General features: G+C 55.1%; 28 protein-coding genes. 5 read left to right on the top strand and 23 right to left on the bottom strand.

Annotated features, from left to right (window positions below; translation table 11 throughout):
* The first annotated feature begins 46 nt into the window (after positions 1–46).
* Together BTJ39_RS12270 and BTJ39_RS12265 are read left to right on the top strand one after the other, a co-directional pair.
* Positions 47–1,429 carry a D-arabinono-1,4-lactone oxidase gene (locus BTJ39_RS12270; RefSeq protein WP_078002990.1) on the top strand — a complete coding sequence of 461 codons (1,383 nt, stop codon included), beginning with the start codon at positions 47–49 and terminating at the stop codon, positions 1,427–1,429.
* Positions 1,426–2,283: a glycosyltransferase family 8 protein gene (locus BTJ39_RS12265; RefSeq protein ID WP_078002989.1), complete on the top strand. Its 858-nt coding sequence runs from the start codon at positions 1,426–1,428 to the stop codon at positions 2,281–2,283. The genes BTJ39_RS12270 and BTJ39_RS12265 overlap by 4 nt, the downstream gene beginning before the upstream one ends.
* On the opposite strand, the gene phnE (BTJ39_RS12260) is transcribed toward BTJ39_RS12265, so the two are convergent.
* From phnE (BTJ39_RS12260) to BTJ39_RS12180, 15 genes are all read right to left on the bottom strand, one after another.
* Positions 2,280–3,158, bottom strand: coding sequence for a phosphonate ABC transporter, permease protein PhnE (gene phnE, locus BTJ39_RS12260; RefSeq protein WP_078002988.1), 879 nt, complete (start codon positions 3,156–3,158; stop codon positions 2,280–2,282). The two genes, BTJ39_RS12265 and phnE (BTJ39_RS12260), sit on opposite strands and share 4 nt — an antisense overlap.
* Positions 3,155–4,021, bottom strand: coding sequence for a phosphonate ABC transporter, permease protein PhnE (phnE, locus tag BTJ39_RS12255; RefSeq protein ID WP_078002987.1), 867 nt, complete (start codon positions 4,019–4,021; stop codon positions 3,155–3,157). Before phnE (BTJ39_RS12255) ends, phnE (BTJ39_RS12260) begins: the two co-directional genes overlap by 4 nt.
* 60 nt (positions 4,022–4,081) lie before the next feature.
* A complete protein-coding gene (gene phnD, locus BTJ39_RS12250; RefSeq protein ID WP_078002986.1) occupies positions 4,082–5,017 on the bottom strand; it encodes a phosphonate ABC transporter substrate-binding protein in 936 nt (311 codons plus the stop codon).
* 22 nt (positions 5,018–5,039) lie between these two features.
* Entirely contained in the window at positions 5,040–5,867 is an 828-nt protein-coding gene (phnC, locus tag BTJ39_RS12245; RefSeq protein ID WP_078002985.1) for a phosphonate ABC transporter ATP-binding protein, read from the bottom strand.
* Positions 5,868–5,992: 125 nt separating this feature from the next.
* The gene (gene phnP, locus BTJ39_RS12240; RefSeq protein ID WP_078002984.1) at positions 5,993–6,745 is read right to left on the bottom strand and encodes a phosphonate metabolism protein PhnP; all 753 of its coding nucleotides are present in this window, start codon (positions 6,743–6,745) and stop codon (positions 5,993–5,995) included.
* Positions 6,742–7,278 (bottom strand): ribose 1,5-bisphosphokinase, encoded by a 537-nt coding sequence (gene phnN / locus BTJ39_RS12235; RefSeq protein ID WP_078002983.1) that lies wholly within the window; start codon positions 7,276–7,278, stop codon positions 6,742–6,744. Before phnN ends, phnP begins: the two co-directional genes overlap by 4 nt.
* Positions 7,278–8,414, bottom strand: coding sequence for an alpha-D-ribose 1-methylphosphonate 5-triphosphate diphosphatase (gene phnM / locus BTJ39_RS12230; protein ID WP_078002982.1), 1,137 nt, complete (start codon positions 8,412–8,414; stop codon positions 7,278–7,280). Before phnM ends, phnN begins: the two co-directional genes overlap by 1 nt.
* Positions 8,411–9,115, bottom strand: coding sequence for a phosphonate C-P lyase system protein PhnL (gene phnL / locus BTJ39_RS12225; protein WP_078002981.1), 705 nt, complete (start codon positions 9,113–9,115; stop codon positions 8,411–8,413). Before phnL ends, phnM begins: the two co-directional genes overlap by 4 nt.
* Before the next feature lie 60 nt (positions 9,116–9,175).
* Complete coding sequence (gene phnK, locus BTJ39_RS12220) at positions 9,176–9,937, bottom strand: phosphonate C-P lyase system protein PhnK (protein WP_078002980.1); 762 nt, start codon at positions 9,935–9,937, stop codon at positions 9,176–9,178.
* Positions 9,934–10,782, bottom strand: a complete 849-nt coding sequence (locus BTJ39_RS12215) for an alpha-D-ribose 1-methylphosphonate 5-phosphate C-P-lyase PhnJ (protein WP_078002979.1) — start codon at positions 10,780–10,782, stop codon at positions 9,934–9,936. The genes phnK and BTJ39_RS12215 overlap by 4 nt, the downstream gene beginning before the upstream one ends.
* Positions 10,772–11,848, bottom strand: a complete 1,077-nt coding sequence (locus BTJ39_RS12210; RefSeq protein ID WP_078002978.1) for a carbon-phosphorus lyase complex subunit — start codon at positions 11,846–11,848, stop codon at positions 10,772–10,774. The genes BTJ39_RS12215 and BTJ39_RS12210 overlap by 11 nt, the downstream gene beginning before the upstream one ends.
* Positions 11,848–12,423, bottom strand: a complete 576-nt coding sequence (gene phnH, locus BTJ39_RS12205) for a phosphonate C-P lyase system protein PhnH (protein ID WP_078002977.1) — start codon at positions 12,421–12,423, stop codon at positions 11,848–11,850. The genes BTJ39_RS12210 and phnH overlap by 1 nt, the downstream gene beginning before the upstream one ends.
* Positions 12,423–12,869 (bottom strand): phosphonate C-P lyase system protein PhnG, encoded by a 447-nt coding sequence (phnG, locus tag BTJ39_RS12200; protein WP_078002976.1) that lies wholly within the window; start codon positions 12,867–12,869, stop codon positions 12,423–12,425. Before phnG ends, phnH begins: the two co-directional genes overlap by 1 nt.
* Positions 12,870–13,586: a phosphonate metabolism transcriptional regulator PhnF gene (phnF, locus tag BTJ39_RS12195; RefSeq protein WP_078002975.1), complete on the bottom strand. Its 717-nt coding sequence runs from the start codon at positions 13,584–13,586 to the stop codon at positions 12,870–12,872.
* A 1,743-nt stretch (positions 13,587–15,329) separates the two neighbouring features.
* Positions 15,330–16,169, bottom strand: a complete 840-nt coding sequence (locus BTJ39_RS12180; protein ID WP_078002972.1) for an oxidoreductase — start codon at positions 16,167–16,169, stop codon at positions 15,330–15,332.
* Positions 16,170–16,375: 206 nt separating this feature from the next.
* On the opposite strand from BTJ39_RS12180, the gene BTJ39_RS12175 reads away from it, so the two are divergent.
* From BTJ39_RS12175 to BTJ39_RS12165, 3 genes are all read left to right on the top strand, one after another.
* Positions 16,376–17,038 carry an O-methyltransferase gene (locus BTJ39_RS12175; RefSeq protein ID WP_078002971.1) on the top strand — a complete coding sequence of 221 codons (663 nt, stop codon included), beginning with the start codon at positions 16,376–16,378 and terminating at the stop codon, positions 17,036–17,038.
* Between the two features lie 380 nt (positions 17,039–17,418).
* Positions 17,419–18,312, top strand: a complete 894-nt coding sequence (locus tag BTJ39_RS12170; RefSeq protein WP_078002970.1) for a GNAT family protein — start codon at positions 17,419–17,421, stop codon at positions 18,310–18,312.
* A gap of 822 nt (positions 18,313–19,134) precedes the next feature.
* Positions 19,135–19,641 carry a sugar O-acetyltransferase gene (locus BTJ39_RS12165; RefSeq protein ID WP_078002969.1) on the top strand — a complete coding sequence of 169 codons (507 nt, stop codon included), beginning with the start codon at positions 19,135–19,137 and terminating at the stop codon, positions 19,639–19,641.
* A gap of 162 nt (positions 19,642–19,803) precedes the next feature.
* Here the strand turns inward: BTJ39_RS12165 and BTJ39_RS25165 are convergent, their stop codons facing one another.
* The 8 genes from BTJ39_RS25165 to BTJ39_RS12125 form a co-directional block, all read right to left on the bottom strand.
* Positions 19,804–20,862 (bottom strand): phage tail protein, encoded by a 1,059-nt coding sequence (locus BTJ39_RS25165; protein WP_078002968.1) that lies wholly within the window; start codon positions 20,860–20,862, stop codon positions 19,804–19,806.
* Between the two features lie 3 nt (positions 20,863–20,865).
* Complete coding sequence (locus tag BTJ39_RS12155) at positions 20,866–21,411, bottom strand: phage tail protein I (protein ID WP_078002967.1); 546 nt, start codon at positions 21,409–21,411, stop codon at positions 20,866–20,868.
* Between the two features lie 9 nt (positions 21,412–21,420).
* The gene (locus BTJ39_RS12150) at positions 21,421–22,317 is read right to left on the bottom strand and encodes a baseplate assembly protein (protein WP_078002966.1); all 897 of its coding nucleotides are present in this window, start codon (positions 22,315–22,317) and stop codon (positions 21,421–21,423) included.
* Positions 22,295–22,657 (bottom strand): GPW/gp25 family protein, encoded by a 363-nt coding sequence (locus tag BTJ39_RS12145; RefSeq protein ID WP_078002965.1) that lies wholly within the window; start codon positions 22,655–22,657, stop codon positions 22,295–22,297. Before BTJ39_RS12145 ends, BTJ39_RS12150 begins: the two co-directional genes overlap by 23 nt.
* 71 nt (positions 22,658–22,728) lie before the next feature.
* A complete protein-coding gene (locus BTJ39_RS12140; RefSeq protein ID WP_078002964.1) occupies positions 22,729–23,808 on the bottom strand; it encodes a contractile injection system protein, VgrG/Pvc8 family in 1,080 nt (359 codons plus the stop codon).
* A gap of 1 nt (position 23,809) precedes the next feature.
* Positions 23,810–24,025, bottom strand: a complete 216-nt coding sequence (locus BTJ39_RS12135) for a tail protein X (protein WP_078002963.1) — start codon at positions 24,023–24,025, stop codon at positions 23,810–23,812.
* Positions 24,000–24,473 (bottom strand): phage tail protein, encoded by a 474-nt coding sequence (locus BTJ39_RS12130; protein WP_338418163.1) that lies wholly within the window; start codon positions 24,471–24,473, stop codon positions 24,000–24,002. The genes BTJ39_RS12135 and BTJ39_RS12130 overlap by 26 nt, the downstream gene beginning before the upstream one ends.
* Positions 24,470–26,212 carry a hypothetical protein gene (locus BTJ39_RS12125; protein ID WP_139356343.1) on the bottom strand — a complete coding sequence of 581 codons (1,743 nt, stop codon included), beginning with the start codon at positions 26,210–26,212 and terminating at the stop codon, positions 24,470–24,472. Before BTJ39_RS12125 ends, BTJ39_RS12130 begins: the two co-directional genes overlap by 4 nt.
* Positions 26,213–26,271: the final 59 nt, after the last annotated feature.

Raw genomic sequence — 26,271 nt, 5'->3', positions numbered from 1 at the left:
ACAGCATAAGCCAATAACAGCATCGTTGCGAATCAGGAAGCAGTCGATGATCGCTAACGATAGCCATTTCCCTCCACGTCAAACGCATCTCTCCGCAGAGGATCGCCATATTTATAACTGGGCGAAAAATGCCGCACTGGCCGATACGCAGGCGGTGATTAAGCCGGAAAACGAAGCGCAGCTGCAAGCGGCGATTGCTGGCGCTCAGGGTCAGGTGCGGGTGATGGGCAGCCGCATGTCGCCCGGACGGATGCTCAGCCTGCAAAATAGCCAGGATACCCTGATCGATACCTCCGCGCTGCGCGGCCTGCTTAGCAGCGATGAGCACAGCGCAACCTTTGCCGGCGGTACATCGCTGCACGAGGTTTATCAAGTGCTGACAGCGATGAATCGCATGTTGGCCGCCTCGCCCGGCGTTATTGACTCGCAGACGTTGGCGGGGGCGATCTCCACCGGCACCCACGGCCAGGGATTGCAGCAAAGCTCGCTGGCGGATGAGGCGCTGAGTATTCGCCTGGTGGACGCGGAAGGTGACGTTCACCACTTTGACCGCCAGCATCCATGGTTCGGCGCGGTGCAGCTGGGACTGGGCGCGCTCGGCGCAATCAGCGCAGTAACGCTGCGTACCCGCCCTGCAACTCTGTTTACCTGCTATAAAAATGCCGGAGAAGCCGATAATCTGGAAAAAGAGTTACTGGAATGGAATCAGCAGTGGCCGTTAAGCAAATGCTGGTGGTTCCCGGATGAGAATCAGGTCCACGTCTGGAATGCACATCAGGCCAGCGATGCCGAACAGGCGGCCTGGCGCAATAATCGCGGCGATTTGGTGGTCGAGCAACAAACCAGCGATGAAATGAACGACACGGTGGATAAAACCCTCGTTCAGATGCGCAGCGACACCAATATTCGCGATGAAAACGGTAAACCATTTCGCACCGTTACCCGTTTCAAGGACTTCTCCAACGTTACCGGCGATATCTACCAGGTATTTTGCCGCGGCATCGCAACGCCGCAAATTAATATCGAAATCGGCATTCCGCTGGCGCGTGCGCCGCAGGTCATCGAGGCGCTGAAGGCCTGGCATGCCAGCGATCATCCGCATATGCACTACCCGGTAATCCTGCGCTGTACCGGTCCCTCACAGGCCTGGCTAAGTCCGGCCTGGCAGGAGGCAACCTGCTTTTTCGGCTTCGTGGTTTATTATGCTGAGGACGGCTCGCTGTCGCAGGAAGGCGTCGCTTTTCTGCGCGAGGTGGAAAAGCTGCTGGCGCAGCACGGCGGCAAGCCGCACTGGGGAAAATACTTCGATGCCAGCCTGTATGACTGGCCAGCGCTTTATCCGCAGTGGCAACAGTTTGCCAGCGTGCGCGCGGCGCTGGACCCGCAGGGAAAATTTCTGAATCAATTTAGCGCGGAGCTACTGGCATGAGCAGCAAAGATAATAAAGCCTGGGCTACGTTGCTGACTCAGCCCGGCTACCGGCCTGGCGTCGAGGCGCTACAGCGTTCACTGCGCCGCAGTGGCAGCAGATGGCCGCTGGTGGTGATGGTGACCGATGCCATTGACAGCGGACTGCGTAATCAGCTGGAGGCGCAGGGCTGTCTGATCCGTCAGGTACCGATGGTCGGCCCCGATCCACAGCTGGCGCATCGCTATGCAAATGCGCGTTTTGCCGAGGTATGGAGCAAGCTCGGCGCCTGGAACCTGACAGAATTTTCCCGACTGGTATTTCTCGATGCAGATATGCTGGTCGTACAAAATATGGATGAGCTGTTCGATTTAGCGCTGGCGCCCGACACCATCGCCGCCTGCCACGCCTGTCGCTGCAATCCTAATCGTATCGCCAGCTATCCGGCGCACTGGCAGCCGGAGAACTGTTATTACAGCTGGTGCCAGGATGCTGCGATGACAGCCCATCCGCCGGCAAAGGTCGATAATTACCTCAACGGCGGTTTGCTGGTATTGCAGCCGGACGCCGGAGTTTATCAGCAGATGATGGGCCAGCTGGCAGCGATGACAGATATCTCAGCGCTGTTTTTTGCCGAGCAGGATTTTCTCAATGATTTTTATCGCCAGCGCTGGCAGCCGCTGCACTATGGTTATAACGCGCTGAAAACCCTGAGCCATCAACATCCGCAGATGTGGGATATGCAGCGGGTTAAAAATATTCACTACATCATTGATAAACCTTGGGAAAAATATCCGCAGCCGGGCGACCAATGGTTTGAACTGCACCGGCTGTGGTGGCAGATATATCAGTCGTCACCGCTAAACGACCGCTAACCCTGGTACAATGGCACCGGCTGGCCGATGATATAGCGTTTGCGCAGCCGGGCTGAAATGGCATCCATAATCATCACCACCGCCACCAGAATCAGGGTAATAAACATCACAACGTCCCAGTTCCACAGGCGCATATTCTCGGCGTACACCAGCCCGACGCCGCCTGCGCCGACAAAGCCCAGCACTGCCGCCGAGCGGGTATTGGATTCAATCTGATATAAACTCAACGCCAGCAGCGTGGGAAAAGACTGGGTAAAAATGCCAAAACGGTGCTTTTGCAGCGATCCAGCCCCCAGCGCGCTCAGTCCACGTCCCGGTCCTTTTTCTACCGCTTCGTGCCCCTCAGCATACAGCTTGCCCAGCAGACCAAGATCCTGCATGACTATTGCCAGCACGCCGGCCAGCGGCCCCAGCCCCAGCGCGCGCACAAAAATCAATCCCCAGATAGCCATGTCCACGCCGCGTAGCAGGTCGAACAGTCGACGCATGAGGAAGGATACCGGCTTCGACCAGCCTTCGTGCATTACGTTGCGGGCGGCGAGAAAAGAGAGCGGCAGCGCCAGTACTGTGGCGGTGAGCGTGCCGGCAAAGACAATCGCCAGGGTAATAAGCACCTGACTAAAGTAATAGCGAAATGGCCACTCAGCTACATCCTGCCAGATAAACATACGCAGAAAATAGCGACCAACATCGGTCATTCCCTGATCGAAGCGCGCCCAGCTAATGCCAAAGTGCGCGAAAAAAAACAGATAATAAAGCAGCCCCAGCGCAATAAAAATGGCTACGCGCGTCAGATAGCGCCGCTGCATAGCAAAAATATCCCGGTGCTGGCGGCGAACCTCTGCCAGCGATGCGGTTCCGGCTACGCCCATCATGACATCCCCTCCACTACCCGCCGCCGTACGTAACCGGATACCGTATCCAGCAGCGCCACGACTAAAATAATCAACAATAACGTGATGCTGACCTGGTCATAGCGGTCCAGTTTGATATTCACCATCAGCTCCTGGCCAATACCACCGGCGCCCACCAGCCCAAGAATGGTCGACTGGCGAAAATTGACCTCAAGGCGCATAAAGCTATAAGAAAGAAACGTCGGCTTAACCTGCGGCCAAAAGGCAAAGCGCATTCGCTGCAGGCGGCTGGCGCCACAGGCATCGAGTCCGCGCACCGGTTTCAGCGAGGCGCTTTCCAGCGACTCATAAAACAATTTGGTCAGGCTGCCAATGGTATGCAGTGCCAGTGCGACGAATCCGGGGAATACGCCGACGCCGAAGGCCATAACGAACATCACCGCCCAGGCCAGTTCCGGCATGGTGCGCATAAAAGCCACGATGGCGCGCAGAATAAAGCGCGCCAGCGGATGGCTGCCGGTATTGTCTGCCGCCAGGAAAGCCAGCACGGTGGCAATTGCCGAAGAGAGCAACGTGGCCGCCAGCGCCAGGTTGAGGGTTTCCCAAACTAGCGGCAGCTGGATATGCAGGCGATAGCCCCAGTAGGCCAGGGAGCCTTTAACTTTTGCACTGGCAAACAGCTGGTCCCAGTGCAATACCGGTAAGGTGTCGTAGATGTAGTCGAGCATATCCGGCCCGGCATCAATGAGGCGCGCCGGACTGAATTCGGTGTAATGGCCGCTGACCAGATAGAGCAACAGGATCCCCAACGACCACAGCAGCGCATCGCGCTTTTGCCGGCCGCGTATCCGCTGATAATAGCTTTCAAAATCGGTATGAGACATGCAGCTACCAGACTTTAGCCCCTCCCCGCCGGGAGAGGGGCTGATTAAAGGAAGGGTTTATCAACTACGTCCGGCGTTCATCAGATCGCGCTTCATCTCAATGACCTTTTCGTAATCCTTCACCGTGGCCGGTACGATATGCTGCTTGCCGCCCATCGCTTTGATAAAGCAGTCGTGATGATCTTTATCCAGGGTTTTAATCGCCGCAATCAGTTTGGCTTTAAAGTCGGCGTCCAGCTTATGGTTCACCAGGATCGGACCGTTAGGGATCAGCGGCGATTCCCAGATAATGCGGATTTGCTTCATCAGGTCAGGATGACCGACACGTATCAGACGGCCAAAGGAGCCGCTGGTGTAGCCGGTGTTGTAATCACCGATCATCGACGTCCAGGTGACCGCCCCTTCAAACTGGCCGTTCAGCACGCCAAGGATGTCCTGCTCGTGGCCGCCGGAGAAAGTGACGCTGGAGAAAAAGCCGTTATATTTGTTGTCCATATTGGCATCTTTGCCAAACTTGTCCTGGAAGGCTTTATTCGGGAACAGATAGCCAGAGGTAGAATCCGGATCGGCAAAGCCAAATGATTTTCCTTTCAAATCGTCAAGGGTCTTGTACGGACTGTCGGCCTTGACCACCACCACCGAGTGATAGCCTTTTGACTGATCGCTATCATCGGCAGCAATGCCTACCACGTCTACCGCTTGCGGATTTTCAATATAGACCGAGGCAAACGAGGCCGGCGACATGCTCAGCACCACGTCAATTTTATTATTTTTTAAGCCCTGAATAATCGCCGAATAATCGGAAGCGTTGTTCAGTTTGGTTTCAACGTTCAGCGCCTTGTCAAAATAGCTTTTCACGCACTGGTTATCACCAATCTGCTGCGTGCTGTTTTGACCGCCGAGAATGCCAAGAGTCAGCTGTTTTGGCGCGGCGGCCTGCGCGCAGGAAAGCGTCATGAAGCCAGTCAGCACGGCAAGAGTAGCGAGTTTTTTCATTGCTGCGTCCGTATCCCAAAAGTTAGTTAAGTTGCGTGATTTCTTCGCCATACAGGGTATGAAGAAGGTTTTCATTAAGCTGCGCGGGGTGACCATCGAAAATAATGCGTCCACTGGCGATGCCAATGACCCGCGTGCAGTACTCTTTCACCAGCTCGACCGAATGCAGATTCACCATCACGCTGATGCCGTTGTCGCTAATCTGACGCAGCACTTCCATAATGCGACGGGTGTTTTTCGGATCCAGCGAGGCGACCGGCTCGTCGGCCAGCAATATTTTCGGGTTCTGCATGAGCGCGCGGCAGATAGCAACGCGCTGCATCTGTCCGCCAGAGAGATTTTCCGCACGCTGCAGCGCCTGCGGCAGCATGTTCAGCCACTCCAGCAGGCCAATCGCTCTGGCGCGATCTTCATCAGAAAAAATTTTGCAAAAAGATTTCAGGGTAGAAGTCTGGCTGAGTCGTCCCAGCAGCACGTTCGTCAGTACGTCCAGTCGTGGTACCAGGCAGAAATCCTGGAAAATCATGCCGCACTCGCTGCGCCACTGGCGCATCTTGCGCGCCGGCAGCGCCGCGACGTTCTGCTGACTGCCATCGTCGCGCTGATTGATGATTTGCCCTTCGCTGGCCGTGATGGTGCCGTTCAGGGTATGCAGCAGGGTGGATTTACCGGCGCCGGAACGGCCGATTACCGCCACCAGTTCTCCGGCGTGCAGGTCGAAGCTGATATCATCCAGCACCCTGGAACCGGCGTTGTAGGCTTTTCCCAGCCCGACAACCGACAGTACTTTTTTATTAACTGCCCGCAGGGAAGATTCGACAGGTACGGGACGTAAGATTGCCAGTGACATAAGTTTTACCGTTAAAAGTAAGCATTAATGATCCGGGCAGGCTATGCCTGAGCGCGACTTTATTAACGGCGACGCAGATGACGCGTTGATGACAAACCGGTGATGAAAAAATGACGCTGGCGTGGCTAACCGGCGAGCAGCGTCAGACCGTCGTGCGCAGGCTTTACATTCGCCGGCAGTACGTTTTGTAATAGCCAGTCGTCCACCTGATGACTGATATGCGTCAACCAGCTGACCTGCGGCCTGAGCTGTTCATGAAGCTGTAACGCAAGGGTAATGTCGTTGTGATTGCGCGGGCGCTGCGCCTGCGGAGAATGGCTGCAATCCAGCACCAGCACGTCAAGACGCCGATGTTGCAAAAAGCGCAGAGTCTGCGGCGGTAAGCCGACGGTGTCCGTCAGGTAAGCCAGCTGCCAGTCGCCGTAGCGAATCAGATAGCCGTAGGTTAATTTTGAATGAATCAGCGGCAGCGGCGTCAGGGTGAAATCACCGCAGGCCAGCGGCTGGAACGGCGGCGGCAGCGGCTGAAAATCCAGCAGGCCGGGATGGCGATAGAGATCGTCACAGCCCTGCTCGTCCGGCGGGCCAAACACCGGAATACGCGCCCCCATGCCCCAGCGCAGAGCGAACAAGCCCTGCACATGATCCATATGATAATGCGTTAGCAGGATACGGCTTAGCTCACCGGGGTGAAAGCGCCGCTCGAGATGCACCAGGCCGGCATCCAGCAGCGTGGTTTCACCATTACATTCAATCAGCGCACTGGCGCTGGCGCGCTGGTAAGCGGGCTGCTGACGAGCGCGCTGGCAAACCCGACAATCGCAGCCGAACACCGGCACCTGCTGCACGCCGCCGGTGCCAAGGAAGGTAAATCTCATCGCATCTGCTCCAGCAGCCGGTTAAAGGCCGCCAGCGTCTCGCTGAGCGGCCCGTCGTTGCTCAGTGAGTGACAGCCCTCTGGCGCCGGAGCAGCGGCGCGCGCCAGCCGCACGGCGATCTGCTGCTCGTCCTCGCGTCCACGCCGGCGCAGGCGCTGTTCAAGCTGCGGCAGAGAGACCGTCAGACAGATCGGCAGCATGCGCGCGCCGTAGCGCGCTGCCGGCGCCGCCAGATGCAGGCGGGAACCGTTGACCAGCACATCCAGCCCGCGTTCCAGCCAGAGATCGATCTCAATGCCCAGCCCGTAATGCTGGTCGTGCGCCTGCCAGTGGACGGCGAACAGACCCGCCGCGCAGCGCCGCTGAAATTCCTGCGAACTAAGGGCAATATGGTTCTCGCCGCCAGCGTCCGCCGATCGGGTGATATAGCGATGGGCAATCAGCAAGGCTGGCGGCGTCTGAGCGCGCAGCGCCTGCAGCAGGCTATCCTTACCCGCGCCGGATGCGCCCATCAGCCAGATGAGCCGGGCCATCAGTAAACCACCCGCCCCTGACGCCAGACGCGATCGAGATAAACCTGCTGCCGGTGCGCTTTAACCAGCAGCAAATCGGCACGTTTGCCTTCGGCTATCACCCCGCGATCCTCTAAGCCGATCGCCCGCGCCGGATTGCGGGTTACCAGCGCGATCGCGGCCGGAATGTCGTAGCCATTATCCGGCTGCTGCGCGATGCGAAACGCCGCGTCCAGCAGGCTGGCGGGATAATAATCTGATGACAGAATGTCCAGCCGCTGGCGCGTCGCCAGTTCAGCGGCGGCGACGTTGCCGGAATGGGAGCCGCCGCGCACAATATTCGGCGCCCCCATCAGCACCTGCATACCCCGGCGGTGCGAGGCATCTGCCGCCTCAACGGTGGTGGGAAACTCGGCGATTACGCTGCCGACCTCGTGTGATTCGTTGACGTGGGCTTCGCTGGCGTCATCGTGGCTGGCAATCGGAATGCCGTTCTGACGACACAGGGCGGCAATGGCCTGGCGGTTTGGCTGCGACCAGCGGCTGGCAAGTTGCAGCTGCTCGCGTTCAAACGTGGCCATCTCTTCATCGCTCAGGCCGTACTTTCCCTTAAAATAGATGCGGTATTTTTCCAGCGAGACATACTGACGCTGGCCTGGAGAATGATCCATCAGCGACACCAGCGCCAGCTCCGGCAGCGATTGCAGCTGTTCAAACAGCGCTAAGGTGCTGTCGTGAGGCAGCTCGCAGCGCAGGTGAATGCGATGCTCTGCGCGGTTGAGCCCGTGCTGCTGGCTATAGCGGATGGCCTCGATCATCTTTTGCAGATTTTCCATGCGATGGCCGCCGTCACGCACATCACCGACGCCAATCGCATCCAGCACGGTCGTAATCCCGCTGGTAATCATCAGCGCATCGTGGCTGCTCATTGCCGAGTGCGCCGGCCAGTCAACTTTCGGCCGCGGGGTAAAGAACTTATCGAGGTTATCGGTATGCAGTTCGACCATGCCCGGCATCAGCCAGCCGCCCGCGCCGTCTATCGCCTGCGGCAGGCTGCTTGGCGTATCGGCAATGGCATTAATCACCCCGTCCACCACCGACAGCGAGCCATTAACCACCTCGTTTTCTAACACCAGCCGCACGTTATTGATAATCATTGCCCGGTCTCCCCGCCCTCTGGTTGCATAACGTGTAAACGATCGGCGACGCGCTCACGTACCGCCGCATCATGAAAAATACCCACCACCGCGGCGCCGCCGGCGCGCGCTTCTTCAATCAGCCCCACCACCGCCTGGCTATTGGCGCTGTCCAGCGAGGCGGTAGGCTCATCCAGCAGTAAGATGGGATGCCCGGCGATAAAACCGCGGGCGATATTAACGCGCTGCTGCTCACCGCCGGAGAAGGTTGAAGGCGCCAGCTGCCAGAGCCGCTGCGGTACGTTCAGGCGGCTCAGCAGATGGCTGGCTTTGTCCTGGCATTCTTCACGGCCTACGCCGCGCTCCAGCAGCGGCTGCATCACTACCTCAAGGGCAGAGATGCGCGGTATTACCCGCAGGAACTGGCTGACCCAACCGAGGGTATCGCGCCGCACCGCCAGCACATCGCGCGCCGGCGCGCTGACCAGATCGACCCACTGCTGCTGATGGTTGACCCAGATATGCCCGCTATCTGGCTGGTAATTGGCATATAGCGAGCGCAGCAAGGTTGATTTACCGCTGCCGGAGTGGCCGTGTAGCACCACGCACTCACCGGCGGCGACCTGCAGGCTGGCGTTATGCAATACCGCCAAACGGGCGCCGTTTTGATTGTGAAGTACAAACGTTTTTGACAGATTTTCTGCCCGAAGCATGGTTTTCATGTTTTACCTGATGAACAGAGATCGTGACGCCCGTCCTGCGGGCGGCCGGTAAATGCCGACTCAGCTGAGCACCGAAGAAACCAGCAGCTGAGTGTAGGGATGATGCGGGTCATCCAGCACCCGATCGGTCAGCCCGCTCTCCACGACCTCGCCTTGCTGCATAACCAGCAGCCGGTGGGCCAACAGCCGCGCTACGCCCAGATCGTGGGTCACGATCACCAGCGCCAGGTTAAGATCGCGCACCAGTCCACGCACCAGGTCCAGCAGTCGGGCCTGCACCGAGACGTCCAGCCCGCCGGTCGGCTCGTCCATAAATACCAGCTGCGGGTGAGTAACCAGATTGCGGGCAATTTGCAGACGCTGCTGCATACCGCCGGAGAACGTACCCGGCAGGTCGTCCAGCCGCGACAGCGGAATTTCAACGTCCTGTAGCCAGCGGCCAGCTTTGCTGCGAATCTGGCCATAGTGACGTTCGCCGATTGCCATCAGGCGCTCACCAATATTGCCGCCCGCCGAAACCTGTGGCCGCAAACCATCCATCGGATACTGATGGACCACGCCCCATTCCGTGCGCAGCAGCCGTCGCCGGTCGCTCTCGCTGATGCCATACAGATCCTGTCCGCGGTAAATAACCTCGCCCTGCTGCGGCGCCAGGCGCGCAGAAAGTGCCTTCAGCAGCGTGGTCTTACCGGAGCCGGATTCACCGACGATGCCCAGCACTTCACCGGGATAAAGCGCAAAAGAGACATCGCGGAAGCCCTTGCCCGGCGCGTAAAGATGGGTGAGCTGATTAACCGTCAGCAGCGGTTGTTGCATTATCATGCTGGCTTCGTCTCCTGTTGCTGACGGCAGTGGTCGGTATCCGAGCAGACGAACATGCGCGTACCGCTATCATCCATGAAGATTTCATCGAGATAGCTGTCTTTAGCCCCGCACAGAGCGCAGGGTTGCGTCCACTGCTGGATACTGAAAGGATGATCGTCAAAGTCGAGGCTTTTCACCCGGCAGAAAGGCGGCAGCGCGTAAATGCGCTTCTCGCGACCGGCACCAAAGAGCTGTAGCGTCGGCATCATGTCCATTTTCGGGTTATCAAACTTCGGGATCGGCGACGGGTCCATCACATAGCGTTCGTTGACCTTCACCGGATAGGCATAGCTGGTGGCTATGTGGCCAAAGCGGGCAATGTCTTCATACAGCTTGACCTGCATCACGCCGTACTCCTCAAGCGCATGCATTTTGCGCGTTTCCGTTTCGCGCGGTTCGATAAAACGCAGCGGCTCCGGCACCGGCACCTGGTAGATCAGAATCTGGTCCTCACGCAGTGGCGTTTCCGGGATGCGGTGACGCGTTTGTATCAGCGTGGCCTCCGCCGTACGCTCCGTGGTGCTGGCGCTGCTGACGCGCTGGAAAAACGTGCGTATCGACACCGCATTGGTGGTGTCATCGGCACCCTGGTCGATCACTTTCAGCACGTCCTGCTGACCAATCAGGCTGGCGGTTATCTGAATGCCGCCAGTGCCCCAGCCGTAGGGCATTGGCATTTCGCGTCCGCCAAAGGGCACCTGGTAGCCCGGAATGGCAACCGCTTTCAACAACGCGCGACGAATGCTGCGCTTACTTTGTTCGTCCAGATAGCCGGGGTTATAGCCCGTCAGTTCACTCGCCATTGGTTTTCTCCTGCCAGTCGGCGCGCAGCTGGTTTATCAGCGTCAGCTCCGCCTGGAAATCAACGTAGTGCGGCAGTTTGAGATGAGAAACAAAGCCGGCGGCTTCAACGTTGTCGGCATGTGACAGCACAAACTCCTCGTCCTGCGCCGGGCTGTTGACCCGCTCGGCGTATTCCGCGGTTTGCAGCGCGCGGTCAACCAATGCCATCGCCATCGCTTTGCGCTCCGCGCGGCCAAACACCAGTCCGTAGCCACGGGTAAAGAACGGCGGCTTATCTTCCGGCGCGTTAAAGCCGTTAACCATTTCACATTCGGTCAGCAGCAGCTCGCCGATTTCAACGGCAAACCCCAGCTCTTCCGGGGCGATCGCTACCGTGACGTAGCCGGTACGGATCTCGCCGACAAACGGATGGTTGCGCCCATAGCCGCGCTGGGTGGAATAGCCAAGCGCCAGCAAAAAACCCTCATCGCCGCGTACCAGCTGCTGCAAGCGCGCGCTACGCGGCGCCGGATAAGATGGCGGCTGACGGGTAATATCCAGCGGTTCGCTGCCATCGTCTTCTTCCGCAGCCGCCAGCCCTTCGCGGGTCATTAAGTCAAATACCGGCGGACAGGCGCCAAGCGGCTGCTCAGCGCGCGGCGCAGCGGGGACGCCCCCTTCCGCCAGCAGAGCAAAATCCAACAGCCGGTGGGTATAATCGTATGTCGGCCCCAGCACCTGGCCGCCGGGCAGGTCTTTATAGACCGCCGAAATACGCCGCTCCAGCCGCATCTCCGCCGTCTCCAGCGGCAGGCTATCGGCGATGCGCGGCAACGTCGTGCGGTAAGCGCGCAGCAAAAAAATCGCCTCGACCAGGTCACCGCTGGCCTGCTTTATTGCCAGCGCCGCCAGCTGCCGATCGTAGATGCCGCCCTCGGTCATTACCCGGTCCACCGCCAGCCCCAGCTGCTGCTCTATCTGACTGCTTTGTAGCTCAGCCTCATCCGGCGCGCCGCGCCGCAGGGCGGCCTGCAGCTGGTGCGCCGCCTCAATGGCTTTTTCTCCGCCTTTAACCGCAACGTACATCAGCACACCTCCACGTCGATGGTGCGCGGCAGCGCCATCAGCTGGCTGCCTGCGGTGAAAATTAAATCCACCCCCTGCGGGAAACGATGCGGACGTTCTCGTAGCCAGTGCAGCAGGTCCGGCGGTAGCTTTGGCGCCACCGCACGCGACTCAAGAATGCCAGGTCCGCGCAGGCGTAGAGTCAGGCCGCCATTCAGCGCGCCAACCTCAACGATCACCGTGGTGCTGGTTTCCGGCGACAGATCATCGCCGGGATTAAACTGCGTGGCATCCCAGACGCTGCCCTGGGTTAAAACGGCGAAGGGCGCGCCGGGTTCAGCGGCCAGACTGGCGCCGGTATGAAAGCGCAGGTTATTGATCAGCGTGGTCTGGCGCAGAATCGGATCAAGCCAGACAGGGGTTTCACCATCGGCCAGCGTCATCAGCAGCGCGGTGGCGGCGGGCGAAAGCGTCCCCCAGGCGGGTATAGACGGCAGCGTGACCACCACGCCCGGCTCGCTCATCGCCTTCAGAATGCGGCGAAAAGCACTCTGCGCGTCGGCCACCGGCTGGGTAAAACTGGCAAGTAACGTCATTAATTATCTCCGCGAACAAGCGTGAAAAAGTCAACGCGGCTGCTGGCGATCTCGCGGGCGCGCTGCGACTGTTGCTCAGCGCGCTCGGCAGCCAGCGGCACGATCAGCTGACGATAAAGCAGCGTGCTTTCGCCCTGCTGTTGCAGCAAGCCATCCAGCAGCGCACAAAGCTCAGCGTGCGCCTTATCACGACCCAGCACGTAGCTGTAGCCGCAGGTACCATCGTCAAGACGAATAACGGCGCGGGTAACCGTGGCATCGCCGAGAATAAAGCGACGACCGCTGCCGCCCATACGCGCTTGCAGCCGCGTCAAACCGATTTCCGGCGCGCGCAGGGGTTGGTAATTAGCCTTGATATTTAACGGCTGCCAGTAATGACGCAGCCTTTCCGGCGCGCTATGCGCCAGCACCGACATCCAGTGCTGGCGATTCTTTACAGGTTCCATTTAGTGCTCCAGCGTTAGTTCAAGCATGTCGGCACGCGTCAGGCTGACGGAATATTCCGCCACCTCCCCCGAGGCGTGGACGTTCAGCGTACGCACGCACAACAGCGGCGCCTGCAAGGCGATAGTCAGCAGCTTGCTCTCTTTGGCCTTAGCGCGCCGGGCGCTAATGCGCGTCTGACGTCGGGTCAGCGCACAGCCCAGCTCGCTGGCAATAAATTCATGCAGCGACCCGGCGCTGAAATGCTGCAAAGTCGGCCACCAGCTGAGATCCGGCAGATAGTGATTAATAATGGAAACCGGAATGCCATTGACGCTGCGCAGCGTACGCAGGTGGATAACGGTTTGCCCCTCCTCGCAGGCCAGCGCGGCGGCGACATCAGCATTGCAGGGGCGTAATACCGCCAGCAGCCGCTGACTGCCGGGCGTGCTGCCCTGCTCCAGCAGGTTCTGACTGAAATGCGCCTGCGCATGCAGCGGATAGTCCCAAGGACGCATCAGCACCAGAATGCCTTTTCCCTGGCGGCGCTGAACGAGCCCCTTATCAACCAGCTCGTCAACGGCCCGACGCAGCGTATGGCGGTTGACGGCAAAGCGTGCCGCCAGCTGTTTTTCAGAAGGCAGATATTCCCCGCTGCGATAGCGGCTGCGCAGCTCATCTTCCAGCTGTGTGGCGATGGCCTGGTATAGAGTGGTCGGATGTCTGGATAAGTTAAGCATATAAAAATCTCCAGCCGGCTTGAGAGAGCGCCGAAGCAGAGCTTGGGCGTGATTAACGCTTTCTAAGATGACGAGGTTTTATGACGTTGCGGTTAAGGCGTGGTGACGCTGCGATGAAATTGCGCTGAGGGGGAATGGGCCGTCTGGCGTCACGGCGGCCTTAACCCGGACGCTGGGGGATCCCCCTCCTGCCTTCCCGATTTGTTTCACCTTCGGTGGGGGGGGATTTCACCTACGGTGGGTTGTTTATTTCACCTGCGGTGGGTTGTTCCGTTCGCCTGCCAGGCAGGTGGCTTATTTGCCCGCCGCTGCGGGCGACCGGCAAGGGGCCATCAAACGTCATGGCCCCTTGACCCCGGACTTCCGGCAGTTTCTGCGTGGCTGCGCCCTACCCTCACGCATATAGCCCGCCGTACGGGCCGTTCGCGATGCGTTCCCGACGCAGCGCTCACTTTCGCCGCCTCCCTGCGGCTCACCCTGGCGGGCTTCATTCGTTCGGCGCAGAAAAGCCTGTTGGTACAGGTTTGCTGAAACGGCATCCGTTTATCGACAACGGCGTTGGGAAGCAGGTTTGCTGGTACCTCAACGTTGTTATCAAGCAGGTGGCTGATTTCTCCACCTTAGGTGGGTTGTTCCGCTCGCCTGCCAGGCAGGTGGCTTATTTGCCCGCCGCTGCGGGCGACCGGCAAGGGGCCATCAAACGTCATGGCCCCTTGACCCCGGACTTCCGGCAGTTTCTGCGTGGCTGCGTCCTACCCTCACGCATGTAGCCCGCCGTACGGGCCGTTCGCGATGCGTTCCCGACGCAGCGCTTACTTTCGCCGCTTCCCTGCGGCTCACCCTGGCGGGCTTCATGCGTTCGGCGCAGAAAAGCCTGTTGATACAGGTTTGCGGGAAACGGCATCCGTTTTTAATTGATGAAGGCGTTGGGCGCAGGTTTGCTGGTACCTCAACGTTGTTATCTAGCTGGTGGCTGATTTATTCACCTCTGATGGGTTGTTCCGTTCGCCTGCCCAGCAGGTGGCTTATTTGCCCGCCGCTGCGGGCGACCGGCAAGGGGCCATCAAACGTCATGGCCCCTTGACCCCGGACTTCCGGCAGTTTCTGCGTGGCTGCGCCATTCCCTCACTGCTTCAGCCCGCCGTACGGGCCGTTCGCGATGCGTTCCCGACGCAGCGCTTACTTTCGCCGCTTCCCTGCGGCTCACCCTGGCGGGCTTCATTCGCTCGGCGCAGAAAAGCCTGTTGATACAGGTTTGCGGGAAACGGCATCCGTTTTTAATTGATGAAGGCGTTGGGTGCGGGTTTGTGGCGACAGTGGTTATCTTCCGCTTAAAAGCTACGGTGAGGTTGCCGGCATTCAGTCCGGCGCAGGCCTGCGTTTAGCTTTTCACTCATAGCGATGAAGAAGTTTACGAGGGAGGAGAAGGCCCGGCTGATTTCAGCAGGCTCGCGGCCAGGGATGGCCGTGCGCCAGGCCACACGGACGTGCTTGTGCCGGTGCGGAAAACAGCCGGGCCTTCTGTGACCTGGGTGCCGGGCATGCAGCAATGAGGGGCAGCCGCTTGCATAGTCAGGCCACGCGGATGTGCTTGTGCCGGTGCGGAAAGCAGCCGGACCTTCTGCGACCAGGGGGCCGGGCTTACAGCAATGAGGGTATGCCGTTTGCCCGCCGGATGGACCGTTTGCCACAGAAAAGCCTGCGGGTGCAGGCTTGTAGGAAACGGTATCTGTTTTTAATTGATTATGACGGGTAGTCAGTATCCAGCGCAGTTTGCTTCCACTGTTCAATTTCAGCCAGCCGCTCTTTGAGCTTTTTGGTCACTGCTTCATGCCCGATGGCGCCGAGTACCAGATGGCGTGGCGGTTTATCGACCTGCGTAATGGCAATCATCGCCTGCGCGGCGCGCACCGGATCGCCCGCCTGCTTACCGCTATTATCTGACGTGGTTTTCATCCTTGCACCGGCGGTATCAGCATAATCGGCAATTTTATTCGGCGTCTGTTTGAGTGAACGGCCCGCCCAGTCGGTGCGAAAGGGACCTGGCTCAACGCAGGTGACATGAATGCCCAATGGCGATACTTCAAGACTCAGCGAGTCAGACCAGCCTTCCACCGCATGTTTGGTCGCCGAGTAATAGCCAGAGCTGGCAAAACCCATCAATCCACCAATAGAGGTAACGTTAATGATATGTCCACGCCCTGCTTCACGCATCAGCGGCAACACCGCACGGGTGACAGCAAACAGACCAAAAACGTTGGCGTCAAACTGGTCGCGAATGGCCTGCTCTTCGCCCTCTTCAACCGAAGACTGGTAGCCGTAACCCGCATTATTGACCAGTACGTCGACCGCACCGAATTTAGCGTTAGCCTGCTCTACCGCATGATGGATCGCTCGCGGGTCGGTAACATCCAGCGCCAGAGCCAGCGCGTTCTGCTCGTGGCCGACAACCAGATCTTCAACGCTGTGCTTATTGCGCGCGGTGATCACTGCCCGAAAGCCCTTTTTTAACACCTCTTTGGCCAGTTCACGCCCAAAACCAGTAGAACAACCGGTAATTAACCAGACAGGATTCTGCGTCATTTTTGACCTCGTTATGAATTTTATATTGCTGACCACGTTCGCAGTCGCAGGAGGGATGATGCGCAAGCGCATCGCAAAAGATGGAATATAAGCGTAGTTCTAACCAGAGGGTTTTTCTTTAGTGAAATGTGCGAAAATGTTTCCCAATAACTGGAAACAGGACTGCTATAGTGTGGCTATATTAACCGCCCGGAGGCTGTCTTATTATGAGTAACCAACGCTGGACCGAAGTTGATAATTATCTCAATAAACATCTGGTTGAACAGGATGTTGCCCTGCTCTGCGCGCTTAATACTAATGCCGATGCTGGCCTGCCAGCCATTGACGTGTCACCGAACCAGGGCAAATTACTGCACATCTATGCACGTATGATTCAGGCGCGCCGGGTGCTGGAAATTGGCACGCTCGGTGGATATAGCACCATCTGGCTGGCGCGCGCGTTGCCAGAAGATGGCAAGGTTATTACCCTGGAATACGATGAGCGCCACGCTGAGATTGCCAGCCAGAACATCCGCCGCGCAGGGCTGGAAGATAAAATAACTATCCGCCCGGGCGCCGCGCTCGACACATTACCGACACTGCATAACAGCGAGCCTTTCGACCTGATTTTTATCGATGCCGATAAAAAGAACAACCCGGCTTATCTGGAATGGGCGCTGCGCTATTCGCGTCCCGGCACGGTGATCATCGGTGATAACGTGGTCCGTGATGGTGCGATTACCCATCCAACGCCACAGGATGAAAACATCGCTGGCATCTGCCGCTTTATCGATTTAATTGGTCAGAATAGCCGACTCACCGCAACCGCACTGCAAACCGTCGGCAGCAAAGGCTGGGACGGGTTTATTATTGCGTTGGTTAATCACTGAGTAGTTTTCCAGCTGGTCTACGGGCGCGCTTGTGATTAAAAATGCGCCTGCTATCAAGCCATGCTTTCATTCGCTTGATACCTCCCACCGACTTTCTGCTTACACCTTCGGCCATGGAGCGCACACCGGATCAGCGAGTAAAGGCAAATAGTTCGATATATAGATTGCATTATCGCTAAAGCGATAACTATAATTATCACGATTAAGTAAGGAGAAAAATGCAAATTTATTTTAAACCAAATAATGCAAAACAATATTATTGCATAACACTGGCCTCTCCTCCCGGTAAGATGCATCTAAGTTTATTTTTTTGTAAACAAACCAACAGAATAGTAACTCTCCTCGCTGCCACTGGAGAGTTTGAAAAGGAATAGTAATTAATGTTCATACGGAAGTTTTTAGGTTGGGAAGAGGCATCTTTACAAGAGTACAAAAATTGCCACCTCCGATATGGAGGTAATTTTGAAACCCATCCTGACATACTCAATTTCATTCATGGTCGCGCCGACTGTAAAGAGAAGTTTTATGTACATCATACAGCAGGAAACATCAACGGTTCGGTGTGCGTCTGGGGCAATAAGCATTTGGCCAATGATATCACCCCATTTACTCCCGTTAATGAACTGTGCCTCCCGCTGGCTCGGGATGAACTTATTCTGCCAGTTGAAAAAAACCGGAAAATGGTCATCCCGTGGAAAAGTAAAATATTATCCCCGGTTCAAAAAAATATAATAAACAGCAGCGAGTTCTTTAATGCATGCCGGAGCCTTTGCCTGGCAAAAACGCTGGATGAGTTTTCCAAGAAAACCGTTCAAATCCGCAACAGAGAAATAAAGAGTTTTATTAACGAAGGCGGAGAAATAAGAGACCAGTCTGAGTTATCGGCCAGCGTCCTCTTTGAAATTTATGATAATTTGTTTGAGAAACGCAGAGGTTTACGGATTGATAAGAAAGAAAATGTCATTGATTTTATTCACAACTTCCGCAATAACATATTTGGCAAGCTTTTATATTTAGAAGGTAATCCCTGCGCCTTTCAGTTAATAACTAAATGCGAATCTTTAAACATTAACTCATTTAACTTTATAAATATCGGCATTGATAAAGAAATAAAAGAATTGCCGTTAGGAACTATTCTTATGTGGATTAATATTAATGAGGCCTGTAAAACTCTTGAAAATGAGAACCAGCAGATGAGATTTTCCTTTGGCCGCCCTACTGCTGAATATAAAAACCGGTGGTGCTATCAGGAAAAACTCAGCAGGCTTTTGTGATAGCATTAAAATATTACTGTGAATGCTGATTTTCCATGTTCGCATCCAATCATACGACCTTACCTGTTAGTGTATAACGCTAGCCGGATGCTGGCATTAACGCTTCGGCAAACTAGTACCTAATCATGAGTGGGTGCACTATATACATATCATCGGTATGTCCACAGCTGAAACCTTGCGGTTGATAGCATAACCGGCGCATTCATCTCTCAATTTCGAATACATAAAGCTGAGCTTTCGGAGCGCGGCGCGCTCAACATTCTCATCGCACTCAGCAAACGTCTCTACCTGATTGCTCCTACTTACTAATAATGAGCACGTTATTTAGTGAGTAAACTCCTAATCAGAAGAAATTTACATGCCGGAGTCCGTTGCAACGAGTAAGAACCCCAAAAAAGATTCCCCTGGGCCCCAGGGTGAAGCCCTAAAATTAGCAAAACGTATCAGTGTCGCCACCACCCCTTGTGAACTCAATCTGTATGAGTCGTAATTCTACAACTGATGAAGGAAACAGCAGCAACTGATAACGTATTCCGACAGAGAGAACCAACAGACTGCAGAGATTGCCCATCTGAAATACCAGTGAGCTTAGCGGGAGCAGACCAATTTTCCACCAGCGTTACACCGAGCCTTCAATATTACTTTTATTATGGCGAAAAGCTCTACGACTTGCTGGTTATCTAGCGAAATTCAAGATTAAAAATATCTAGTCAGCCAGCACCAACGTGAACTACAGGAAAAAACATCGCCATAACCGTTCAATATGTGCTAATAATAAATCGCATTGGAAGCACTGATTTAGTCTACTTCAGGAGAGAAGTTATGTTGCGATACTACCTTTACTTGTTAAGAAAAAAAACAAAACCCAGCATAGCAAGAACATATTTTAACACATCATTTACATCCAATAAAAAAAAGAAAAGGATATTAATTAAATCCGGATTAATTCTCAGTCCAGAATCAACTATAGTGCCACCTTTTTATTTTGAATTTGGCAATATAAAATTACAAGGAAATATATTCATCAATGCAAATTGTAATTTCCTTGACAATGCAGAGATAACAATAAAAAACAAAACCATGATTGGTCCAAACGTAACATTAACTACGGTCAGTCACCATACAGATCCGAATTTACGCCACGGGGCCAATATAATTTCCCCGATAGCGATAGGTGAAAACGTATGGATTGGCGCAGGTGCAGTGGTTTTACCCGGCATAACTATTGGAGATAATAGTGTGATTGCTGCAAATAGTGTGGTGACTGCCGATGTACCAGCAAATTGCTTATATGCTGGTACACCTGCAACATTTAAAAGAGAATGTTAGAAATTCTGTGTCATTCTAGTAATATACAATCAAAAAGGAATGACACATGTCCCAGCCCTTCTATTTGACATTGTCGCAATTAGTCATCTATTTTGACGGGCTACTGAATAACGTGATGACGCTGTAACTTTTTTATTGTGACACAGAATTCTGAACGCGCTCTTATGCACTTCTATACCACCCCATCAGTTTAATAAACGAGTTAGCTACAGAAAATGCAGTTCCAGATCCAACACTTGCTGTTGTGCCAGAAACAGAGTGCGAGTGAGCTCCGATTCCAACCCAATGATCGTGCCCACCTATGTAGACGTTATGCATATGTGCACCATCATCGCTCATTGTTCCATTTCTGATCCACGAACCGCCACCTGCGCCATACTTTATAGTTAGATTTCCATTATTATCGTAAGTGGCTTTGAATAGGCTATGAGTATGATTTCCCTGTGTGTCAGTCTGCTTCCATCCATAATCAAATCCTGTGGTTTGTTTCGTCCCATAATCAAAACTACTGGTATTCGCCGAAAATTGGTGACTATGAGCCGGCAAATTATCAGGCGTCAACGCTATGGTATCCGCGCCGCCGCTAGTCATCAGATCGTTAGCATCAGCGCTTGCCAGGCGGATAGTTTTATTCTCGCCGAGATATTTCCACGCGGTGCCTGGAAAAAGCAGGTTCGGATCCTTATTCTGAGCAAAAAAAGTCACTACGCCTACGGGATAAATTAAATCAACGATACCAAGATGACGTAACGCTGCGGATTTGTCAGCCAGATCGGTAAGGTTGTTATTCTGACGCAAAAACAGGCCATCGCCGGTTGCCACGTTAAGATTAATCTGCTCAGTGCAGGAAACGGCCAGCCTGAACTGGATGGTAATACTGATTCCACCCGACGGTTTTTCAATTGCAGCGCAGTTGGCTATAGCATAGAGCTCACCCTTTTCGGTAAAAAGGCCGACCTCACGCACGGTAAAGCAGCAGGTTTCTGCGGGTAGGGTTAATACGGCAATAATCTGGTTTTTTTGATCTGGTGAAACGCTGAGCGCTGAAATTTTTGCCCGATACTTTTCCCCCGCCAGTTTGGTACGCGTTGGGTCAGGCGGTAACGCCTTGCCGTCGCCAACGGCAAATTCGGTGAGCACAATTTGCTGGCCGCCGGCAATAGCTGCGGCCTCTAGTTCCCGACCAAGGTTAGTCAGAATTGCAGTGTAGTCAGTTTTCATTATTTAGCCTGCCTGAATAGTGAGATCAATATGTGAGGTGACGGCGCCACTGATAAAGTGCACGCCGGTATCGCCAACCTCTGCTATCACGTCAATTGAAGTAAGATAGCTGCGTAAATTTTTTGAGCGTTCGGTTTGCGCCCGGATGCGTTCAAACAATTGTTTGTTGATTACGCCAGTGGTATAGACCTCAACCCTGAAGGTATAGGGTTGTCGTAACGGCTTATCCTGCCACCATTCGACAACCCGGGTGGGATAGCCAACTGCCGCTAACGAACGCCGCACCGCCCCCGCCGTCCCTCGATGTCGGTGAATATAAGCGGCGTTTTCGATGGTCTGTATTTTTTGTTCAGCGCTCCAGGCTTCATCCCAGTAATCGACGGCGTACTCCCACGCCAGCCAGGGAAGTAACGGCTGCGGGCAGCGGCGCGGATCTTTGACTTTACAAACCATTTCACTATCGAGAGCCACGATCGGTGCATTACTGGCGCGCTCCAGCGCCCGCTCCTGTGGAGTACGATTGGCAGGTAGAAGCGATCTGTCTTTCATAGCTATCTCCTAAGCGATCGTCAGGCTAATTTTCTGGCACCAGGGCGCCATCCCCGGCTTGGCTAATATGTCTTGCTCAGGGGTATGTAAATTGACACGCTTAACCCCCGCCTGCTGTAGCGCGGCATATATAGCTGAACGCGGAACCATCGTGTTAATTCGGTGCGAAAGGCGGAGGTAATTATTAAGCACCTCATTCGCATGCTGATAGACGGTATTTTTGTCAGGCCCTTCGGGTATCTCCAGCTCAGCATTGACGCTGTAGCCGAGAATACCTGCCGAATAAACTTCGACCTTATCGGTTAACGGCCTTATTTCATCTGCAGTTAATGCTGCGTTTACTTTTATACATAACTCATTATTTGCCTGCCCGTCTCCGTTGCGCGACAGGATATAAACCTTGACGACGCCAGGTTGGGTATGTGTTTCAGGACCATAGGCGTCGGCATCCTGGATCGCGGGATCGGCACTTTTGGCGAAGAAACGGTAGGCATTACGCGGGCCCGCCACGCTCAGCTGTGACCAGGAAAGCTGGATACGTTCGCGATAGGCGTCGTCCGTTTCGAATAGCGGCTCGAACGGCGGAACCGCAGCAGGATCACCGGGCTTAATTAGCAGGCGCGGCACCGAATAATTAGCGCCAAGCTGGTCCAGATCGGCCCCCCTGGCGCTGGCTAACAGCACGGCACGTACGGCATCATTAATGCGCTGATATGCCAGCAGCAGCTGATAAGCGGTTGCCTCTCCCTGCTTGTAGGCCGGGTCAGACTCAACCAGCGCATCAAAGGTACTGTCCTGCTGGCGCAGATACGTTAGCCAGTTTTTAAAAATCGTGCTGCCGTCCGGAATGACTATCGCGTCCGGTACGGGAAGATCGGCCAGATTAATTACGTTGCTTGTTGCCATAAATATTGATTCCTTCCAGTTGCACAGCCTGATCGTTTTCTTTGTCCTGCGCCTGAATAGTGATTACGCAGCGCTGATCCGCGCCTTCAGGAAAGAGCACCTGAACCCGTTCGAGCTTGAGGCGCGGTTCCCAGTTAGCTAACGCCGAGGCGGTCGCGGCGATGATGCGCAATCGGGTAATGCCATCACGCGGGTTGTCGATTAATTCCAGTAGCTTGCTGCCGTAGTCACGCGCCAACACCCGACTTCCCACCGGGGTTGTCAGAATGTCGCAGACAGACTGGCGCAGATGTGCCGGGCCGGACAGCGGTTTACCCGTCCGGCGGTCAGTTCCGTTCATTAAAATGTCTCCAGGGATTGCGCTAAGAAGCAGCAGGGCTGAGAATTCAGCCAGTTACTGATGGGTAGGATTTAGCGGCGCGGTGTACTTTTTGCTGGATGCGGGTCGATAACCAGCGAGCAGGTATAGTTAAGCCCGGCGGTTCCCAAAGAAAATTCAAGTGATTCAATTACCCAGTGGCCATCTTCGTGCCGGCCGAATCCGGATGTAACGATCCGGCATTCAGCCGTGAGTGGAATATGGCTGAGGCGGCAGGGGCCGCTTAGCGTCATAGTGGATGCATTGCGCACTGCCTGCGCTTTACGCGCTTTGGCCTGCAAATCTGCATACTTTTTGCTCGGCTGAGTATAGGGGTTTTCCTGCGTTGCGCCGGCATACTCCACGCTGGCAACGCGCGTCTTGCCATCGTGCGCGTCATAATAACGCACCTTAACCCTGCCAGACTCTTTGCCTTTTTCCGCCCCATTGCTTGCCGTACTATTGCCCCGGCTTTTCTCAACATAGCTCCAGCGCGTCACCTGCGCAGGCGTAATGGTGACCGCGCTCAGCGGCCGTCCGCCTGCAGTCTGCCCTGACCCCTGCTTAAGGAAAAGCCAGTAACCACCGGTTGGTTTGCTCACTGCGTTTAGCTCGCGGGCTAGCCGGCTGAGTAAATTGGCGTCCGATTCAGCAACCTGATCGAGGTGATCAATATGATAGTTTGCCAGGCAGGCTGCCACTCGGGGGATCAATCCGTTTTCACCGGCAATCGTTTTGACCAAATCGACCAGCAGCAGGTCATGCCAGCTCCGGGTTTTGATTGCCAGTACATCCCCACGCTGCTTCTCTGCATTCATGGGCGCGGCCGTGGCGTTGATCTCAATTTTGCGCGGCGGGCCGCTGCTGGCCACGTCGCTAACCACAAACCAACCCTTATCGGTGAGTCGATCGTTAAAGCCTAGCCCAAGCCTCAGCCTGGCGCCTTTTGACGGCAGAGGGAGCGTTTCCGAAAGTAGCGTGATTTTTAACGTATCGGCCCTGGCCGACGTGCCGCCATAATCAGTCAGGGTTAGGCTTAGCAGACTGCGACGTAGCGCATTAGTGATGTCTTTCCCCTCTGCCGTCACTCTAAAGGCCGGGATGTACTCCGGCCCTGAAATTTGCTTTGTCATATTAGTCCCACAAATTAAACGGTGAGTGGGCAACCACCGGCACTAACTCTGGCAGCCTAATCGTAACTCCTGCGGCTAACACCGCACCTTTATCCGCCAGGCCCGGGTTTGCTTCCAGTACCTGCGTCACCCGGGCTGAGAGATTTTCTGTGCCATAACGCACGGCACAGATGGCATCCAGCACATCGCCATCATGGGTTTGATATATCATCTGCATAGTACTCCAGGGTTATCTTCCAGGCTTTATGACGGTGAGCGCCACCGGGTAAAAAACGGTTGGTGGTTTCACTAAAATTAGTTAATACCCACCAGCCAAGTACGTCGCCCTCCCCGCTTACCAGTTGCTGAGGCCGGGCCTGGTCGGCAAGGCGATAAAGCGCGTCGACGGCATCTATTCCCTTACCCAGGCTGGCATGTACCTCGCCGTTCAAGGTTACAGAGCGGGCCGCTTTACCGGTATATTGCAACAGATCCTGCCCGCCGATGCGCTCCTGCTTGCTCCAACGCCAGCTGGCCTCCCGGGTCAGTTGGTTATATGCGGTGGTATCAATTGAGAAAACAAAGTCACCGAGCATCATCATGACACTGGCCGTTTGTCGCGCGCGCGCAGTGCTGCCGGCAGCCTGCTGGTTATCTTCCAGCGGCTGAATAAGTGCACCAATCACCAGACACCTCCCCGATCATACATTTCGTTATTACCATTAAAGGTATTAAGCGCCGCGGCCCGGCTATATAGCGTATCCACAATATCTGTCGGACTCTGGCCCGGCAGGGTATTTATGGTGATCTGCCAGCTGCTGGAACGATTATCGTTGACCAACGAGGCGTCCATCCGGTCAACATTTGCAAGCCGTTGCGAAAGCGTTGGCCAGCGTCCCATTCCGTCAGTCGAACTTGCCGGCTTATCTGCAGAGGCTATGCCTTTTTCAGAGGATTGCTGTTTTAATTCCCCGCGAGCTTTATCTAACGATGCTTGCCAGCTTAGCGGCGCGTCATCGCTATCTTTGCCATCAATTTTTTCCAGCTGCGTCGCCACCAGCTGATCTCTGATAGCACCTCCCGCCGTCGGAGAAAAAGCAGCCATATAGCGCATGCTACGAAAATAGCCATCGTTTACCTGCTTCTTGATATTTTCAATGACACCAGGCCTGTTAACCTTGCTGTCAAACCACTGCAACACCCCCTTTTTTTTTGCTTCAGCGCGCAATTCTTTTAACGATTTCCCGTCAGCGGCCATCGTGAGAATATGCTTTTTGTCATCGTTTATATTGGGTAACAAAAAGGAAAGCTTGCTGGCTATGGCATAAATAACCTTACCGACCAGACATATGCCTGAAGCAAACGCTAATATGCGGGGGTAAAGTTCATTTGTAATAAAACCGGTAATTTTTTGAATCCCACCCGCCTTAAACCATTCGGCGAGATCTTTAGCCAGAGCACTCACCTTCGGCGCCAGCTCTTTTCCCAATACCCCAGAGACTTCAGTCACCGCCGAGGAAAAAACGGTACGCAGGTTTGAGAACGCAGCGTTAGCCTGAAATGCGCCTTCCGTTCCCTGCTGCGTGACCATGTTATATTGGCGTTGCTGCATAACGAGCGTGCTGAATGCCTCACCGGACTGCTGAACAAAAGCCAGCAGCCTGGGGGCATCCGGGCCCAGAAGTATACTCAGAGCAGACCCGGCCTCTGACTGATCCTGCATCCCCTGAGCTTTGGCGATAATACGATTAAACTGGTTTAAGCTACTCAGCCCGGAGAGCTGGCTGGCGTCCAGGCCGAGAGCGGTTAATGCCCGATCCCATTCGCTATGCCCACCGGTTTGCCGATGCGCCTTCGCCTTATCCCGATACTGCGCGTACATTGCACCAACGCTATCTCCACTCATGCCAAACTGGCTGGCGAGGCTATCCCATGCACCGTAGGTTTTCATATCGACACCATAGCCTCTTGCCGCAATCATCTTACGTACCGTCTGCTGATTAGCAGTAATCGGTGCCACCAGCGCATCGCCAAGCATTACCAGCAGCCCATGCCGGAAATCAACCAGCCCTTTTTTTACCGCACTGCCGGCAAAATGCTGTAGTCGCAGGCCCTTGCCTTTGAACCATTCCAGACGTTTTGCGGCACGCAGCTGGGTATTAAGCACCTGCTGCTGTTTAATCGTGCTGCGTATACGTTCTGAAATTGCCTCGTACTGCCGTTTTAGATGACTCAGATTCTGGCCAGCCAGCATCGAGCGGCGGATTTCCGTTGAGAGCCGGGCCTGGTTACTCCTGAGCGAGGTTAAGCTACTACCCACCCTATTGAGACTGGCCTCTACGCTGGTGGCGCTACGTCGCCAGCTTTCCGTGATGGTGCGACCAAAGTTGATTGCCGTGCTAAATTGATGGTTTACTGCACTCATGCTGAATTGCCTCCAGCTCATCGCTAAGTAATTTGGTAAAAGTGCTCACAGGCAAGCCC

Origin of the sequence: Izhakiella australiensis (assembly GCF_002006995.1) — a bacterium.
GTDB classification, from domain to species: domain Bacteria; phylum Pseudomonadota; class Gammaproteobacteria; order Enterobacterales; family Enterobacteriaceae; genus Izhakiella; species Izhakiella australiensis.
This window is presented reverse-complemented; position numbering and strand designations above follow the sequence as displayed.

Excerpts from the sequence above, each read along its gene's own strand:
- phnM (WP_078002982.1), bottom strand. The coding sequence starts at position 8,414 with ATGATTATCAATAACGTGCGGCTGGTGTTAGAAAACGAGGTGGTTAAT.
- BTJ39_RS12150 (WP_078002966.1), bottom strand. The coding sequence starts at position 22,317 with ATGGCAACAAGCAACGTAATTAATCTGGCCGATCTTCCCGTACCGGAC.
- BTJ39_RS12215 (WP_078002979.1), bottom strand. The coding sequence starts at position 10,782 with ATGGCGAGTGAACTGACGGGCTATAACCCCGGCTATCTGGACGAACAA.
- BTJ39_RS12210 (WP_078002978.1), bottom strand. The coding sequence starts at position 11,848 with ATGTACGTTGCGGTTAAAGGCGGAGAAAAAGCCATTGAGGCGGCGCAC.
- phnD (WP_078002986.1), bottom strand. The coding sequence starts at position 5,017 with ATGAAAAAACTCGCTACTCTTGCCGTGCTGACTGGCTTCATGACGCTT.
- BTJ39_RS12155 (WP_078002967.1), bottom strand. The coding sequence starts at position 21,411 with ATGAAAGACAGATCGCTTCTACCTGCCAATCGTACTCCACAGGAGCGG.
- BTJ39_RS25165 (WP_078002968.1), bottom strand. The coding sequence starts at position 20,862 with ATGAAAACTGACTACACTGCAATTCTGACTAACCTTGGTCGGGAACTA.
- phnE (WP_078002988.1), bottom strand. The coding sequence starts at position 3,158 with ATGATGGGCGTAGCCGGAACCGCATCGCTGGCAGAGGTTCGCCGCCAG.
- BTJ39_RS12125 (WP_139356343.1), bottom strand. The coding sequence starts at position 26,212 with ATGAGTGCAGTAAACCATCAATTTAGCACGGCAATCAACTTTGGTCGC.
- phnN (WP_078002983.1), bottom strand. The coding sequence starts at position 7,278 with ATGGCCCGGCTCATCTGGCTGATGGGCGCATCCGGCGCGGGTAAGGAT.
- BTJ39_RS12180 (WP_078002972.1), bottom strand. The coding sequence starts at position 16,169 with ATGACGCAGAATCCTGTCTGGTTAATTACCGGTTGTTCTACTGGTTTT.
- BTJ39_RS12270 (WP_078002990.1), top strand. The coding sequence starts at position 47 with ATGATCGCTAACGATAGCCATTTCCCTCCACGTCAAACGCATCTCTCC.
- BTJ39_RS12265 (WP_078002989.1), top strand. The coding sequence starts at position 1,426 with ATGAGCAGCAAAGATAATAAAGCCTGGGCTACGTTGCTGACTCAGCCC.
- phnC (WP_078002985.1), bottom strand. The coding sequence starts at position 5,867 with ATGTCACTGGCAATCTTACGTCCCGTACCTGTCGAATCTTCCCTGCGG.
- BTJ39_RS12145 (WP_078002965.1), bottom strand. The coding sequence starts at position 22,657 with ATGAACGGAACTGACCGCCGGACGGGTAAACCGCTGTCCGGCCCGGCA.
- BTJ39_RS12175 (WP_078002971.1), top strand. The coding sequence starts at position 16,376 with ATGAGTAACCAACGCTGGACCGAAGTTGATAATTATCTCAATAAACAT.
- phnE (WP_078002987.1), bottom strand. The coding sequence starts at position 4,021 with ATGTCTCATACCGATTTTGAAAGCTATTATCAGCGGATACGCGGCCGG.
- BTJ39_RS12170 (WP_078002970.1), top strand. The coding sequence starts at position 17,419 with ATGTTCATACGGAAGTTTTTAGGTTGGGAAGAGGCATCTTTACAAGAG.
- phnG (WP_078002976.1), bottom strand. The coding sequence starts at position 12,869 with ATGGAACCTGTAAAGAATCGCCAGCACTGGATGTCGGTGCTGGCGCAT.
- phnK (WP_078002980.1), bottom strand. The coding sequence starts at position 9,937 with ATGATAATGCAACAACCGCTGCTGACGGTTAATCAGCTCACCCATCTT.
- phnH (WP_078002977.1), bottom strand. The coding sequence starts at position 12,423 with ATGACGTTACTTGCCAGTTTTACCCAGCCGGTGGCCGACGCGCAGAGT.
- phnL (WP_078002981.1), bottom strand. The coding sequence starts at position 9,115 with ATGAAAACCATGCTTCGGGCAGAAAATCTGTCAAAAACGTTTGTACTT.
- phnF (WP_078002975.1), bottom strand. The coding sequence starts at position 13,586 with ATGCTTAACTTATCCAGACATCCGACCACTCTATACCAGGCCATCGCC.
- BTJ39_RS12165 (WP_078002969.1), top strand. The coding sequence starts at position 19,135 with ATGTTGCGATACTACCTTTACTTGTTAAGAAAAAAAACAAAACCCAGC.
- BTJ39_RS12135 (WP_078002963.1), bottom strand. The coding sequence starts at position 24,025 with ATGCAGATGATATATCAAACCCATGATGGCGATGTGCTGGATGCCATC.
- BTJ39_RS12140 (WP_078002964.1), bottom strand. The coding sequence starts at position 23,808 with ATGACAAAGCAAATTTCAGGGCCGGAGTACATCCCGGCCTTTAGAGTG.
- phnP (WP_078002984.1), bottom strand. The coding sequence starts at position 6,745 with ATGAGATTTACCTTCCTTGGCACCGGCGGCGTGCAGCAGGTGCCGGTG.